12 protein-coding genes and 1 tRNA gene are annotated in these 14061 nt (G+C 40.0%); 5 read left to right on the forward strand and 8 right to left on the reverse strand.

All coding sequences use genetic code 11. The features are described 5' to 3' along the window. Nucleotides 1-1334, reverse strand: a 1334-nt coding sequence (gene sir, locus FJR38_RS00710; protein ID WP_168535570.1) for a sulfite reductase, ferredoxin dependent, incomplete at its 3' end; no start/stop codon positions are given. Between the two features lie 205 nt (nt 1335-1539). Continuing rightward, nucleotides 1540-2073 (reverse strand): hypothetical protein, encoded by a 534-nt coding sequence (locus FJR38_RS00715; RefSeq protein WP_168534870.1) that lies wholly within the window; start codon nt 2071-2073, stop codon nt 1540-1542. Between the two features lie 250 nt (nt 2074-2323). Between FJR38_RS00715 and FJR38_RS00720 the strand changes: the two genes are divergently transcribed. Then, nucleotides 2324-3259, forward strand: a complete 936-nt coding sequence (locus FJR38_RS00720; protein ID WP_168498722.1) for an ADP-ribosylglycohydrolase family protein — start codon at nt 2324-2326, stop codon at nt 3257-3259. A 57-nt stretch (nt 3260-3316) separates the two neighbouring features. On the opposite strand, the gene FJR38_RS00725 is transcribed toward FJR38_RS00720, so the two are convergent. From FJR38_RS00725 to FJR38_RS00735, 3 genes are all read right to left on the reverse strand, one after another. Beyond that, on the reverse strand, nt 3317-4333 hold the full coding sequence (locus FJR38_RS00725; RefSeq protein ID WP_168498724.1) for a sigma factor-like helix-turn-helix DNA-binding protein: 1017 nt from the start codon (nt 4331-4333) through the stop codon (nt 3317-3319). Nucleotides 4334-4351: 18 nt separating this feature from the next. Next, nucleotides 4352-5203, reverse strand: a complete 852-nt coding sequence (locus FJR38_RS00730) for a hypothetical protein (RefSeq protein ID WP_168498726.1) — start codon at nt 5201-5203, stop codon at nt 4352-4354. A 130-nt stretch (nt 5204-5333) separates the two neighbouring features. After that, complete coding sequence (locus FJR38_RS00735) at nt 5334-5996, reverse strand: Npun_F0813 family protein (protein WP_168498728.1); 663 nt, start codon at nt 5994-5996, stop codon at nt 5334-5336. A gap of 462 nt (nt 5997-6458) precedes the next feature. Here FJR38_RS00735 and FJR38_RS00740 point away from each other — a divergent pair. After that, nucleotides 6459-6532, forward strand: a tRNA-Arg gene (locus FJR38_RS00740). A gap of 332 nt (nt 6533-6864) precedes the next feature. Beyond that, entirely contained in the window at nt 6865-8772 is a 1908-nt protein-coding gene (gene dxs, locus FJR38_RS00745; protein ID WP_168498730.1) for a 1-deoxy-D-xylulose-5-phosphate synthase, read from the forward strand. On the opposite strand, the gene FJR38_RS27625 is transcribed toward dxs, so the two are convergent. Beyond that, nucleotides 8769-8921: a hypothetical protein gene (locus tag FJR38_RS27625; RefSeq protein WP_168498732.1), complete on the reverse strand. Its 153-nt coding sequence runs from the start codon at nt 8919-8921 to the stop codon at nt 8769-8771. The two genes, dxs and FJR38_RS27625, sit on opposite strands and share 4 nt — an antisense overlap. Before the next feature lie 783 nt (nt 8922-9704). Between FJR38_RS27625 and FJR38_RS00750 the strand changes: the two genes are divergently transcribed. After that, entirely contained in the window at nt 9705-11645 is a 1941-nt protein-coding gene (locus FJR38_RS00750; RefSeq protein WP_168534872.1) for a bifunctional serine/threonine-protein kinase/formylglycine-generating enzyme family protein, read from the forward strand. Nucleotides 11646-11946: 301 nt separating this feature from the next. Here FJR38_RS00750 and FJR38_RS00755 read toward each other — a convergent pair whose 3' ends face one another. Together FJR38_RS00755 and FJR38_RS00760 are read right to left on the reverse strand one after the other, a co-directional pair. Next, entirely contained in the window at nt 11947-12309 is a 363-nt protein-coding gene (locus tag FJR38_RS00755; RefSeq protein WP_168534874.1) for an aspartyl protease, read from the reverse strand. Beyond that, the gene (locus FJR38_RS00760; protein WP_168534876.1) at nt 12306-12620 is read right to left on the reverse strand and encodes a hypothetical protein; all 315 of its coding nucleotides are present in this window, start codon (nt 12618-12620) and stop codon (nt 12306-12308) included. Before FJR38_RS00760 ends, FJR38_RS00755 begins: the two co-directional genes overlap by 4 nt. A 357-nt stretch (nt 12621-12977) precedes the next feature. Between FJR38_RS00760 and FJR38_RS27970 the strand changes: the two genes are divergently transcribed. Continuing rightward, the coding region (locus FJR38_RS27970) for a cation:proton antiporter (RefSeq protein ID WP_254449299.1) at nt 12978-14061 on the forward strand (1084 nt) is incomplete at its 3' end.

Raw genomic sequence — 14061 nt, forward strand, 5'->3', positions numbered from 1 at the left:
GCTGCTATTTGGTCGGGATCAGCCACAACGCTGCATTTGTCCAGTATCTCTTGAATTGCCTCTTTGTCTTCTGGTGCAATGTCGTAAAAAATCAGGTTTTGATTACCTGTCAGCCTAATAGGGAGATTAAATTGTTCAACAATTGTCCGCAAAGCGGTTTTTAGTTGAAATGTCTCGTCATCTTTGACACGACCGTTATCAATGGAAATACCCAAGAAGAGTTTACCGTCTCCTTGTTCATTCCAGCCCAGGAAGTCTTTATATTTAAACTGGATCAGGGGTTTAAAAGGTTCGATCGCTTTCCCAAAATATTCTTCTACCTTGGTGCGGAATTTATCTACACCCCAATCATTAATTAAATATTTTAACCTGGCGTGTCGTCTGTCGGTGCGATCGCCATAATCTCTTTGAGTGGCAACTATCGCTTTTACCAGATTATATACATCAGCTTTGGCTACATAACCAATGGGATCGGCAATTCTGGCAAAAGTTTCTTCCTTATTATGGGTTCTACCCAAACCACCACCAGCGAAGATATTAAATCCTGCTAATGCGCCTTTTTTATTGGTAATTACTACCAAAGTTAAATCTTGGGAATATAAATCAACGGAATTATCACCGGGAACTGTGACGCAAATTTTAAATTTGCGGGGCATATAATGAGTTCCATAGATGGGTTCTACGGAATCATGAATAATAGTGCCATTACCGTTACTTTGTCGGGCTGCTTTGACATCTGGGTGTTCTTCGGCGCTAATGGCTTTTTCCCCATCTAACCAAATTTCATAATAAGCGCCAGTTTGGGGAGAAAGTAAATCAGCGATATTTTGGGCATATTCCCAAGCATACTGATATTCTGAGCGATTTTTAAAGGGGGCAGGAGGTGCCATAACGTTGCGGTTAATGTCACCACAAGCACCCAACGTTGAACCGAGATTTTGGACAATTGTAGCGATCGCTGTTTTTAAATGCTTTTTGAGAATACCATGTAACTGAAAGCCTTGGCGAGTAGTAGCTCTGAGGGTATGATTACCATATTCATCAGCTAGTTTATCTAAAGCCAGATATAGCTGTGGTGGTACTAACCCCCCAGGATTTTTTGTCCGCAGCATAAACTGGTAATCTTTTTCCTGTCCCTTGACACGATTATCACGATTATCCTGTTGATAAGAACCGTGAAACTTGAGAATCTGAATTGCGTCTTCAGTAAAGTGGGTGGTATCCTGGAGGATTTCAGTAGCTACAGGTTCACGCAAAAAATTACTATTTTCTTTGAGACCTTCGACTTTGGAAGGCTTACGATTGGTAAGCGGGGAAGCAGCAGAGTTAACCATTACAGTAGATACGTTTCTCAAATAAGGCGTAAGTTAAGGCCAAAGTAGGAAATTATTCGCACATCTTCAGCGAGATAACCCCGAAAAATTGGTCGGAACTATGAATAAGAATATAATTTTAACATTTAAAAACCCGGCTTCGTCGGTGATTCAACACTTCACAAAACCGGTTATGAGTTTTTCTGTAACTTCCCAATCTCCATGACTAGAAACTGTAGCCAATCCCAGCATTAATACTCACAGCAGAAGCAGGACTATTTTGATAAGCACGTAATCCAACCTTAGCGTTGGTATACAACAGGAAGTTTTTACCAACTTCAGATTCTACTCCCGCACCTACAACTACAGAATCTCTATTCCCCAAAGGTGTGGCTTTACCATCAGTTTCCACAAAAGAATAGCCACCGGTCAAAAAAGCATTAGTTCTATTCGCAATGGGTACGTCTACAGAAAGTTCTGGGATGATAGCACTGGTTTGATCACTCCAGAGGACGTTACCACGGGCAGAAAGTGGTGTATTTCCTAATTTCAATCTTCCTGTCAGATTACCACCCAAGTTAGGGGCATCATTTGTTTGTCCTCCTTCGGTGACACCAGCGGCTAAACCCACACCTACATAATTAGCATTAGTGCCTTTTTCGTTTTCAGCAAATGCTTTGCCATTTGTCATTAATACTGATGAAATCGTTAGGGAAGATAAGGCTGCTAAAGTCACAAATGATTTAAATAAATGTCGCATAAAATTAACCTGCTTGTAAATTTTTTCCTTTAATTACTATGTCGTATTCTCTTTTTAAATGTTCCAAAGATTTATAAAATTGCTGGAAATTAAGATAAGTTATTTAATCAATAGCGAAGAAGAAAGAGTTAACCGCAGATGGAAGATGATAAACGCAGATGAACGCAGATAAATTTGTACCTCGTTAAGAAGAAATGCTATATTTAGGGTAAATACTATATTTTTACGTCTTTAATATTGAGATAAAATTATGTCAACTGCTACTAAAGTTTTATCTGGTTTGATGGGTGTATGTGTCGGTGATGCTTTAGGTGTTCCTGTGGAATTTACTAGTCGTGCTGAACGCATGAAATCCCCAGTCACAACGATGCTAGGTTACGGGACATGGAATCAACCTCCCGGAACTTGGTCTGATGATAGTTCTTTAATGTTCTGTTTAGCAGCTTCTTTATGTAGTGGCTATTCTTTAGATGATATAGCCACATCATTTTGTTCCTGGTATCGAGAAAATTACTGGACGGCTCATGGTAACGTCTTTGATATTGGTAATACTACATACCAAGCTATTATCAATTTAGAGAAAGGGATTCTACCTTTAGAAGCAGGTGGAAGGAGTGAAAAAAGTAATGGTAATGGTTCATTAATGCGAATTTTGCCAATGGCTTATTTACACGAAACTTTGAGTTTTCCAGAATTAATTAACAGGGTACATCAGGTTTCTTGTATTACTCATGGCCATCTTCGATCGCAAATGGCTTGTGGGATTTATATTAGTATGGCAATAGAATTACTAAAAGGGGCTGATTTACTAACAGCTTATTTACAAGGTGTAGAGCAAATTCAAAAAATTTATAATGATAGTGAGTATTTTGAGGAAAAATCACATTTTCAGCGAGTTTTTAGCGGTAAAATTGCCGAATTACCGATAGAGGAGATTAATTCTGGTGGTTATGTAATTGACACCCTAGAAGCGTCTATTTGGTGTTTGTTAAATAGTTCGTCTTACGCTGAATCGGTTCTTAAAGCTGTGAATTTGGGAGGAGATACAGATACTACTGCTGCTGTGACGGGTGGATTAGCAGGAATTTATTACGGGGTGGAAAATATTCCCCCAGAATGGGTTGAACAAATTGCTCGCAAACAAGACATTATTGATTTAGCCAGTCGTTTTGCAGCAGCTTTGTGAAACAGTGGTTAGAGTAGGGAACTACTCCAACCAGCAAATATCCACATTTTCTTTAGGTCACACTAAAGACAGAGAGTAAACTTGTCCATCAATTAACAGTCGCGTAATTCCTTTAGCTTGTAAATGGTTACTAGCTTTATGGAGCATTTGACTGTCGGGAACTTTGATTACGCGATCGCGCTTGGTAGAAAAGCGTTTAGCTACTCTGTGGTTATCAAAAATCGGCAGAGTTTTCTGTTGATTTTCCAGACTAGGAATTTGACCTAAATCACCAAAATCCTTGAGTGGCCGAGTAATTAATTCCGCAGAGCGATCAATTACCAAATAGCAAGTTTTAGGTAAATGAGCAACTGACAATGGTAAAACTTGAACAGATGTTTCCCCATTTCTGCGTCTGGTGACTAGGGGTATTGGCTCTTCATAGTCTTCATCCTCAAAGTCCTCATCATCTCCATACAAATCATCATCTAAATCGTCATCATCTAAATCATCAGGTTCATCCAATAAGTCCTCATCCAAAATTTCCGCAAACAAACTCGGCTGTGAATTTCGAGTTTCTACCTCTAACTTTGGTTTAGGAATAATTGGCGTTTCCTGTGAGTTGTGTCTGACAATTTCTAACTCCTTCACAGCAGGAGGTTCTTTGACGACTGGAAGCTTGGGTTTTTCCACCGCTGAGGAGCGTGTTTTTACCCGTCTATTCGCTGGAATGGGTTGAGCGAAATCGCCATCACTATCACTATCATTTTGTGCTGCTATCTCCAGCTTTTCTGGTTCTGGGTTCAATAACTCCCCATAGCTGCTGGTACTAGTAGAAGTTGCTTCTTCAAATGGTGGTTGATTCAACAGTGGTAACTGCTCATAGCTTACCTGCGCTCTGCCTTCAGGGGTTCTGGCGGCGCGTTTTAAAGAGACGAGAAATTCATACTCTTCTTCTGGTAAGGTACTTTTGAGCAGTCGGCTAATTGTTGAGTTACTCACACCATAGCGTTCAGCCAAAGTCGAGGTTGTTTGAGCAGTTTCTCGATATAACTTGAGAATTTCTTGTTTGTCAGGATCTGTTAGTTTTCTCACGGTAGACACCAAATTTTGTTAAGTTCGTTTGCGTCCACGGTCTCGGCGTTTAAGACTCAATGATGCGTCGTATTCTAGAACAGCGCCCATACCGAATAACACTCCACTAAACACCCAGAATACTTCTAGTATGTCTCCACTTTGATAATTGTCGCCCTGAGCAAATTTAAACCACATATCTGCAATGTAGAGCGAAAATGCGGCTGCTGCAATCATGCGCCAAGATAGGGAAACTTTCCCTCCCCAAAAAGCTAGAAGCATCGTTGTGGCAATAATTAATAATGCCACATCGCTAACTATGTAAAACCAATTCAGAATAAAGGCGATCTGATCAGTGGATGTTTGCGGTTTTTGGGAAATCAACCAAGCCAGAAAACTTCCTAATCCTCCAACTGCTACGACAATTAGCCATTGCCATGCTTCTAGATTGATGCGTCGGGAGAATAAAGCTAAAGCCATACCTGTACCCAGGCATAGATAAGTTAGGACAAAAAACACATCAGCAATAGATACATCTGGTTCTTGACCTAAAATTATTTCTATATAGCCAAAAATTAGTCCACCTATAAAATAGGCAAACATTCCTAAGCCGATTGAGAGCCAAACTTTCCGACTACTAACCATTTGGGTACTCCGCCAGTTCCTCCAGCATAAGAGACTTGCACCCAAGTATGCTATAGCTTCAAAAATATTTGTGCCAATTACATACCAATCTGCGCGAACTTCTCCTTTCCCTTCTACAGGGATTTTGGCGCTAAACAACAAAAAGTATAACAATGCTAAAACAGCCCAACTAAGACACGCCAAAACGAGATTTTGAGTAGTTAGCAGGGATTTAGCGCGGGATGAATTGTCGTAAGATTTACTCATAGAGATTAACTAGGTAAATGCTCTGAAGGTAATATTTTTTGCACACTAAATGATATATCTCACAATTTTTGCATTCTTGTGACACATAATCGCCAATGAGCAGTTTTTTTTTTGCAAATCAATATCCACCCTAATGCCAAAGCTTATTAAGTGGAGATTTTTTTAACCAACTAATAAAGAGTTCTTGCTCTTCTTCTGGCATATCTTGTAATCGCTCATCTAGTTGATGAGCAAAGTTGGTGTCACCAAAATATGTTTTTCCTAAACGGTGCAGTTCTTCTAGAAGAATAATCACATGAGTTTCTTGCCAAGCTGGCATTGTACTCATCTGTGATAAATCCTCAGTGAGGAAAGATTTTACTACATCGGCAGAAGAGATATTGGGAAATTGTTTTTGCTGTAACGTCCCCGTTATATCTTTTGTAAATAGAGTGGCTTGACGACTTCCTAATAAATCTTCAATATCCAAATAAACAGCTTGTAACAGTGTAATAGCAGCTAATGTTAAAACATCAGTTTTAGTGTGACTACCAGTGTCACTACTGATTTGGTCTAACTTCACCTTTCCCCAGATACTATAGCGTTCTGGTTCTTCTAATAACACACAAGCTTTTCCTCGGTTATCGGTGAGCGATCGCCAAAAAGTCTTAGCCTCTTCCTCTTCACTGGCCTTAAAAACCGTAATCAATCGAAAAGTCTGCCCCTGATAATAGAGGATCGACACTTGTTGATCTTCTTTTTTCGGGTGCTGAATCGTCGAAATTTCAACATCCTGCCGTTTGAGAATAAACATAGCACTAGCAAATAACTCCTCGCAGGGGCTTTTTTGATAAAGAATATGTAATGGTCTGCTGTATCATTACAATAGAGTATAATTACTTAAGTAGCCAGGTAAGGAGTATTTAGCATTGACTAGATACTCGATTAGGATAGGATTCTAGGAAAGTATCCATATTCATAGGCAATTACTCCTTGACATCACAATATATCTGAATATTGTATCTATTTTGTTTTTAGTGTACCTCGACTCATCAATCACTGAAACTTTATTACTGAATTGACACTTCCCTGACTCAAGAGGAGGGGATTCTTAGTGATTAAGTTTTGGCGCGTGGTGTAAAAACTTCAGCTTAATCTCCAAGGTTTTCAGCCTTTTTTCTGATCAAAAATGAAATTTTTAATTTGCTATTGCCTATTGTCATAAAAAGGTAATATAATAGGGAAGGTTTATCTTGAAAAAATAAATCATAGTGATGGGTACGTAGCTCAGTTGGATAGAGCATCCGCCTTCTAAGCGGACGGTCACAGGTTCGAGTCCTGTCGTACCCGTTTTCAAAACTTACACATTGGATGTATGGTTTTTGGGCATTTTCATGGGATTTTTTGATGATTTTGGAGTGTATCTATATTTATCTAAGAAAACTCCACAAACAAGATGATCCAACTGCACCAAATCAAAACGAATTTTCCTCCTCCCACTCCCTGCCCCCTGCCCCCTTCCCGATAAGTTCTCAACTCAAATAGGATCGCTATAGCTACTAAAAACGCACAAAAGTTATAGTTATACAACAACATTAAATGATCGTCAGATTTTAGTAGCCACCTGAAGTGGGAAAATCAAATCATGCCAAAAGTAGAGTTAGAGAGGAAAAGCTGATAATATGCACCTGAGTGAAATCACCCATCCTAACCAGTTGCATGGTTTGTCAATTCGGCAATTGCAACAAATTGCCCATCAAATTCGAGAGAAGCACCTACAAACCGTAGCAGCCACTGGGGGGCATTTGGGTCCGGGTTTAGGAGTTGTAGAATTAACTCTAGGACTTTATCAAACCCTAGATTTAGATCGAGATAAGGTGACATGGGATGTAGGACATCAAGCCTATCCTCACAAATTAATTACCGGACGCTACAGTGACTTCCACACTCTCCGGCAAAAAGACGGCGTTGCAGGTTATCTCAAACGCTGCGAAAACAAGTTTGATCATTTTGGTGCAGGACACGCTTCTACAAGTATTTCTGCCGCATTGGGAATGGCTTTAGCCCGCGACTTAAAAGGAGAGAAATTTAAAACCGTTGCGGTGATTGGAGATGGTGCTTTAACTGGGGGTATGGCGTTAGAAGCTATTAACCATGCTGGACACCTACCCAAAACTAATCTTTTAGTGGTTCTCAATGACAACGAGATGTCCATTTCTCCCAATGTGGGAGCAATTCCTCGTTATCTCAATAAAATGCGCCTGAGTCCGCCGGTGCAGTTTCTCTCTGAAGGGATTGAGGAACAGCTAAAACATCTTCCTTTCCTTGGTGAATCTATTTCTCCAGAACTGGAACGGATTAAAGAAGGAATGAAGCGGTTAGCTGTTCCTAAAGTCGGTGCAGTTTTTGAAGAACTGGGCTTTACCTACATGGGTCCAGTTGATGGGCATAATTTAGAGGAATTGATTGCAACATTCCAACAAGCTCATCAAATTACTGGGCCTGTTTTGGTTCATGTTGTCACCACTAAGGGTAAAGGTTATGAACTAGCTGAAAAGGATCAAGTAGGCTACCATGCCCAAACCCCCTTTAACTTGACTACTGGTAAAGCGATTCCTTCTAGTAAACCTAAACCTCCTGCTTACGCTAAGGTCTTTTCTCACACCTTAGTAAAACTGGCTGAACAAAATCCCCAAATCGTCGGTATCACAGCCGCAATGGCTACTGGTACGGGTTTAGATAAACTCCAAGCGAAACTGCCTAATCAATACATTGATGTGGGTATTGCTGAACAACACGCTATCACTTTAGCAGCAGGTTTAGCTTGTGAAGGGATGCGTCCCGTCGCTGCTATCTATTCCACTTTCTTACAACGGGCTTACGACCAAATTATTCACGATGTTTGCATCCAAAACCTACCTGTATTTTTCTGTTTAGACAGAGCAGGAATTGTTGGTGCTGATGGTCCTACTCATCAGGGTATGTATGATATTGCTTATCTGCGTTGTATTCCGAATATGGTAGTCATGGCTCCCAAGGATGAAGCGGAATTACAACGGATGGTTGTGACTGGTATTAACCACACCGATAGTCCTATTTCTATGCGTTTCCCCCGTGGTAATGGTCACGGTGTCCCCTTAATGGAAGAAGGTTGGGAAGCTTTGGAAATCGGTAAGGGGGAAATTCTCCGCCAAGGTGATGATGTGTTAATCGTCGGTTACGGCACAATGGTTTATCCAGGAATGCAAGCGGCAGAAATTCTCAGCGAACATGGTATTGAAGCAACTGTGATTAATGCCCGTTTTGTCAAGCCTTTAGATACTGATTTGATTTTACCTTTGGCTAAACAAATTGGCCGGGTTGTCACTTTGGAGGAAGGTTGTTTAATGGGTGGCTTTGGTTCTGCGGTGACTGAAGCTTTAATGGATGCTAATATTTTAGTTCCTGTGAAGCGGATTGGTGTACCTGATATTTTGGTAGATCATGCCACACCTGATGAATCTTTTGCGGCTTTAGGGTTAAGCAGTCATCAAATTGCTGAAACTGTTTTGCAAGCTTTCTTTAAGAAAGAAGCTGCTGCTGTGGTTTAGTTAATTTTTTCGTTCCCATACCAAAAGTATGGGAATGGTAATTTTTTGTCAGAATTAGGATTTTCAGGATGTGAGCGATCGCCTGCTCTATCTACAATCCGGGCGATCGCCATTTTTCTACTTGACAAGCTGGAAATAATTTTGTACACTTATGTTATAAGTAGAAATCTGTGGGCGCATATATAGGGTTTTATATTTTCTGAGTTGATATTTTCGGAACGCGGATGAACGCAGATAGACGCAGATTTTTTGAATTGGGATTTACAGGATATCTTCTTTGCTTTGCGTGAGGAAATAGATAGATTTTATCTGAATCAGAATAACCAGGATTTTAGGATTTTCAGGATGGTTTTTGAAGATTGATCTAAAATTTCAGAAATTGTATTTTGTCTGAATCAGGATATCCAGGATTTTAGGATGTACAGGATGAAATTGCAAAATCTCTCTAAAACCTCTTACCTACCCTTCGGGAACACCTTCGGTGAACGTGGTTCATTCTTCCATGACTTGTGCGTAACCAACCATCATTAAATAACATCCTGTAAATCCTAAAATCCTGGATATCCTGATTCAGACAAAAAAATCCCCAACTTCTAACCAACCATCATTAAATAACATCCTGAAAATCCTCAAATCCTGGACATCCTGATTCAGACAATAAGACACCCCTGGATTTTTCTCAAGACTATCATAACATAACCCTGTCAGAACTCAAGACCCTTGGAATTACGTTGAGTCATTCGCAGCGATTCTCAATAATTTGAGGGTAAAAAAGGGTGTTTAAACTTTTTTGGGAAAATGGGGTTAAGAATTGTTAAGGTAGCTCACACAATTTTTGTCAGGATATTTTGCAGGGTAGACACAAAGAGTTAAAATCTGCTAAAAATGCGTGTAATATAGAATGCAAGATTAATCTGCTACCTACCAAACCCATGAGCCTGTGCATCAATCCTCACTGTCCAAATCCACATAACCCGGACAATGTTACCTTTTGTCAAACTTGTGGATCAGAAGTGTTACTACAAGCGCGTTATCGGGTCATATCTAAGTTAGGACAGGGTGGTTTTGGTGTCACTTTTGCAATTAATGAAGTAAGAACTAATAACCGTAAAGTTCTGAAAGTTTTAATTCAGAATGATCCAAAAGCTATACAACTATTTCAACAAGAAGCTGAGGTTTTAAGTCGGTTAAATCATCCTGGCATTCCTCAAGTAGAACTGGATGCTTATTTTGAATTTTATCCTCATAAGAGCCGAACCCCAATTTATTGTTTAGTCATGGAAAAAATTGAGGGAATGGATTTAGAGGAATATATCAAACAACGTGGTTCACGTCCCATTGATCAAACTTCCGCTATCCAATGGTTAAAAGATTTAGTCACTATTTTAGATCAGGTACATAGTGAAAACTTTTTCCATCGGGATATCAAACCTTCTAATATTATGTTGAGGGCTGAAAATGGACATTTGGTACTGATTGATTTTGGTACAGCGAGAAAATTAACACCGACGGTAGTTAATCAACAAGGTGGTGTAACGCGAATTTTATCAGCAGGTTATACACCTTCGGAACAAATGAATTTTAATGCTGTACCTCAATCTGATTTTTTTGCTTTGGGAAGAACTTTTGTTTATTTGTTGACGGGTAAGCAACCACTAGATCCGGCAATTTATGATGATTATAATGATCGGTTAAACTGGCGTATTCATGCACCACACATTTCATCTATGTTAGCAGATTTGTTAGATGATATGATGCAGCGTTTATATAAGGATCGTCCGCAAAATACCCAGGAAATTTTACGACGAATTGCTGCTATAGAAAAAGCTTTACAACCACCAAAACCTCTACCACCAAAACCTCTACCACCAAAACCTCAACCCCAAAAACTACAACCACCAAAACCTCAACCACAACCAGCTTCTCGTCGTGATTTTATCCGCACTGTTGGTTTATTTGTGGGTGGTGTCACTGTCACGGTTGTAGGACAAAATTTATTTTCTGGAAATAAAAATCAAACTTCTACAAATACACCTACAAATACACCAACTCCTAAAACTGGAAGTTCCTCCAATACTCCCACTCCTCAAAATACACCAGCACAAGGAAATATTACCAACCGACGCAACTCTTCAGCAAAATACTTTGAAGAAGATTTAGGAAATGGTGTCAAATTAGAAATGGTGGAAATACCAGGGGGAACATTCCTCATGGGTTCACCAGCAAGTGAAACAGAAAGAGACTCAGATGAAGGTCCCCAACGTCGGGTGACTGTTCCCAGTTTCTTTATGGCTAGATATCAATTGACACAAAAACAATATCAAGCTATTATTGGCAGTAACCCTGCTAGATTCAAAGGTGAAAACCGCCCTGTTGAACAAGTCAGTTGGGATGATGCAGTTACTTTCTGTCAACGGTTAAGCCAAAGAACAGGAAAAAACTACCGATTACCCAGCGAAGCACAATGGGAATATGCTTGTCGAGCCGGAACAACTACACCTTTTTATTTTGGTGAAAGTATTACCCCGGATCTGGTAAACTATGATGGTAATTACCCTTATGCTTCCGCTCCCAAAGGTATGTATCGTAAACAAACCATTAATGTAGGTTCTTTTCCCCCTAACGCCTTTGGTTTGTGTGATATGCACGGGAATGTTTGGGAATGGTGTTTGGATGCTTGGGTGGATAACTATAATAACGCGCCTACAGATGGTAGTGCTGCGACAAGCTCAACCAGCTTTAAGCTACTGCGTGGTGGTTCTTGGAGCAGCGGCGCTAGCCAATGCCGTTCTGCAGCTCGCCTCAGTAACTCGCGTGAAATTAGGTTCAGCACCCTGGGTTTCCGTGTGGTCGTATTTTCCAGGACTCAGTAGCTCTTTGCTCTTTTGCCATCTTACCCTTGGCACTTCTTACTCTTTTCCCTTTCCCCTCGCCGTTTGTCTGAATCAGGATAACCAGGATTTAAGGATTTACAGGATAGGTTATTCGTTTGGTGTTAGATATTTTTTTATACTTATTTTTCATATTCTATTAATTTCGCATAGTTTTGATATGGATGTCAATAGTTAGGTCTATTTGTCATAATTCAGAACGCAGATGAACGCGGATGAACGCAGATTATTTGTTCATGCAGAGAATAAGGTAGGGTAGGTTCAAGTTGCTGCATTTCCTCTGTCAACTTAAAGTTAACAGTCCAGAGGATATATCTACCACTAATCGTCTAGTTTTTAACCACTGACGACCTAGTAAAATTTCTGAAATTCCTTGACCAACATGAACGGGAATATCGCAATCTTGTCCGTCAATTCGCACTTTTCCTAAATAAATGTCAAATTCTGCATTTCCCTGAGCCGTGAGCATAGTTTGTTGTTCTAGATACATCCAATCTAATGCTTCTAAGTCCTGGTTGTTAATTGCCAACCACCAAGAAAAACCTGTATCAAAAAGAGCTTCCACTGGTAGTTCTAATCCGTCAGCAGCTATCAACTCTATCTCAAAGAATAATTCATCTTCATCACCAAATCTACCGGAAATCATATCCTCCCACACACCCCAGTTTCGTTAATGCGGAAAACGTGCAACTTGACATTTGGGTATTTTTTATGAGCTTGCTGTGCAGCCAAAAAAGCATCGTCATTCAGAAAATATTCACCACTGTTAGGTTCAACTGCTATGTACCAGTTATAGTGAGTATTGATTAATTCTGGTTGTACTTGGTCAAAAATAAGTTTACAGCGTTGGTATAACTTTTTCCGTTCAGCTTGCCATTGAGCTTTTTGTTCTTCGCTCCACTGAATTTCTGGGAATATTCTTCCCCTACGTAAGGTATGAGATTTAAGTTCACTCATGGTTAGTTATATTGATTTAGATAAGATCATCACTTAATCATCCTAATTCTCAACATTATAACCATATTGAAGTAGGAAATTGAAAAATCAAAAATTACAAATTCTTACTCTCTGAGACTCTACGTGAGGTAAAATTATACAAAATATTTTATCAATCCTCATACTGAAGTATTAGCTGGGTTTACTGTGGTTGAGGGTGAAGCAATAAAATATTTACCAGCGGTAATAGAGTCTCTGATGGGAGAACCTGCTTAATTCCCGAAGATATATCTAAAAATAGTTAACATCGGCATTTGTGTTTTCTGCAAGGACTAGATACTTTAGTGAAGTGCCAACGTACTAGCTAAACAAATATCTATGAACGTAAATGCGATCGCAATTTTGTTTCCTGCTATGGTATCTACGCCCATTAAAGAGCCAGTACCAGTATTTTTGACGATTCTGGGCATTATGCTGATTGCGCCCCTGCTGTTTGAGAAAATTCGGCTACCGGGGATTGTGGGATTAATCTTAGCGGGGGTGATTGTTGGACCTAACGGTTTGGGATTTTTGGCACGGGATAACACTATTGTCCTTTTAGGTACAGTTGGGTTGTTGTTCCTCATGTTTATGGCAGGTTTGGAAACCAGCCTCGATGACATGAAATATAATGCAGATAAGGCATTAATCTTTGGAGTAGCCACCTTTGCTGTCCCCATGGTACTAGGCACAGGGGCGATGTTAGCCATAGGTTACGGTTTTTTACCTGCAATTTTAGTTGCTTCCTGTTTCGCTTCCCATACTCTGCTGGCTTTACCTGTGGTAAGTAAGCTGGGAATTATGCGATCGCCCGTTTTGACGACTACTCTCGGTGGTACTCTGATCACTAATATCTTGGCATTGTTAGTATTAGCTATTGTCGTCAGGGCGCACCAAGGTAATTTAACTTTACAGTTTTGGTTATTTCTCATTCCTTCACTGATTATCTATACCTTCCTCACACTCTGGGGTGTTCCCCGTCTGGGAAAATGGTTTTTTAGAAAATTTGGACATGATGAAGGGGCAGAATTTACCTTCGTTCTCGCTACTCTGTTTGTAGTGTCTTATGGAGCAGAAGTAGTCAAAATTGAGCCGATTATTGGTGCTTTTTTAGCGGGAGTTGCGATTACCCAATTGATTCCCCAACTTAGCCCTTTGATGAATCGGATTCAATTTATTGGTAATACTCTGTTTGTACCATTTTTCCTGATTTCTGTGGGAATGTTGGTGAATCCTGGGATTTTGATTCAAGAACCGCGATCGCTCATTGTCTCCGGTGTGATGGTGACAGTGGCTATAGTTGCTAAATACATCCCGGCTTGGGGTGCGGGTAAGTTATTTGGATACAACTTTGACAATATTATGGTCTTGTTTGGGCTATCTGTAGCTCAAGCGGCTTCTACTTTGGCAGCAATTACCGTTG

The organism is Anabaena sp. UHCC 0253 (assembly GCF_009712085.1).
Taxonomy (GTDB): domain Bacteria; phylum Cyanobacteriota; class Cyanobacteriia; order Cyanobacteriales; family Nostocaceae; genus Dolichospermum.

What these genes read in the sequence shown, in the direction of transcription:
- FJR38_RS00715 (WP_168534870.1), bottom strand. Translation starts at nt 2,073, where the DNA reads ATGCGACATTTATTTAAATCATTTGTGACTTTAGCAGCCTTATCTTCC.
- FJR38_RS00720 (WP_168498722.1), top strand. Translation starts at nt 2,324, where the DNA reads ATGTCAACTGCTACTAAAGTTTTATCTGGTTTGATGGGTGTATGTGTC.
- FJR38_RS00730 (WP_168498726.1), bottom strand. Translation starts at nt 5,203, where the DNA reads ATGAGTAAATCTTACGACAATTCATCCCGCGCTAAATCCCTGCTAACT.
- FJR38_RS00735 (WP_168498728.1), bottom strand. Translation starts at nt 5,996, where the DNA reads ATGTTTATTCTCAAACGGCAGGATGTTGAAATTTCGACGATTCAGCAC.
- dxs (WP_168498730.1), top strand. Translation starts at nt 6,865, where the DNA reads ATGCACCTGAGTGAAATCACCCATCCTAACCAGTTGCATGGTTTGTCA.
- FJR38_RS00750 (WP_168534872.1), top strand. Translation starts at nt 9,705, where the DNA reads ATGAGCCTGTGCATCAATCCTCACTGTCCAAATCCACATAACCCGGAC.
- FJR38_RS00755 (WP_168534874.1), bottom strand. Translation starts at nt 12,309, where the DNA reads ATGATTTCCGGTAGATTTGGTGATGAAGATGAATTATTCTTTGAGATA.
- FJR38_RS00760 (WP_168534876.1), bottom strand. Translation starts at nt 12,620, where the DNA reads ATGAGTGAACTTAAATCTCATACCTTACGTAGGGGAAGAATATTCCCA.